The 877-nt window shown below is 43.1% G+C and carries 1 pseudogene; it reads right to left on the bottom strand.

The window, feature by feature from the left end:
* Window positions 1-877: pseudogene (locus tag ACFILW_RS10140) on the bottom strand (filamentous hemagglutinin); the annotation flags it as partial.

Genomic DNA, 877 nt, shown 5'->3' with positions numbered 1-877 from the left:
AACTGCTTGTGCTTTAAAATGCGCATCCCCTGTAATCGAACCTTCCGCTGCCGTGTTATTGAGTTGATCGACCACCAAATTCAACGTGCCACCCGCTTGGACAAGACCAGGAGCTGCATCAAGAGCTTCTGAACCAGTATGGCGATCCTTGCCATTGGCTATATCTAAAGAAACATCGCGGCTTCCATCAGTTTTATAGCCATAACAACTGTCTGTATTAGCCTGACAACCAAGATAAGTGTTTTTATAAGCTGTTGCCCCCAAATTGGTGAGCACATTGGCATGGATATCGGCATTTCCCCCCGCTTCTATAGAGCTATAATGGTTGTCAATGGTATCAGCGTTAATGATGAGATTGCCACTAGATTGTATTACCCCCGAAACTGGTTTATGAGAAAAACCTTGCGTGACAGTCTTTTCTGTCATGTGTGACCAATTATTCCATTGATAGCGTTTTACGGTCTTTTGATCATAGACAGGCTTAAATTCCCAAGTAAATGCCTTATAGACTGTTCCATCGCTTGAAATTGCTGTGCCATAGGTTTCTTCTTTGCTCGCCCAAAAAGGAACATCCAAGAAAATTTTTACGTGCCCTTTAAAAGGTCCGGTATGACCTTGATGTTCGTGCCCCTTTCCCCAAAGGTTGGGACCATCCTGATATAACATCCCATCACTGAGTTGATCAGAACCCTTTGGTTTTTGGAAAGAAATATCGCTATATTCCGTTTTTTCCGTGATGACAGGTGTGCTATCGGCTTCGTTTTTCAGGGTGTTGGTTTGGATATTTAAGTTTCCACCTGCTTGAATAAAGCCTGCTTTGTTCACAAGCGAAAGGCTTTTTCCGCTGCCATCTGCATTGGTAAAAGATAAATCACCT

The sequence above is a fragment of the Bartonella sp. TT110JLCBS genome (assembly GCF_042193405.1).
Taxonomy (GTDB): domain Bacteria; phylum Pseudomonadota; class Alphaproteobacteria; order Rhizobiales; family Rhizobiaceae; genus Bartonella.
Note: the sequence above shows the minus strand (reverse complement) of the source record. Positions and strands in the feature narration are given on the sequence as shown.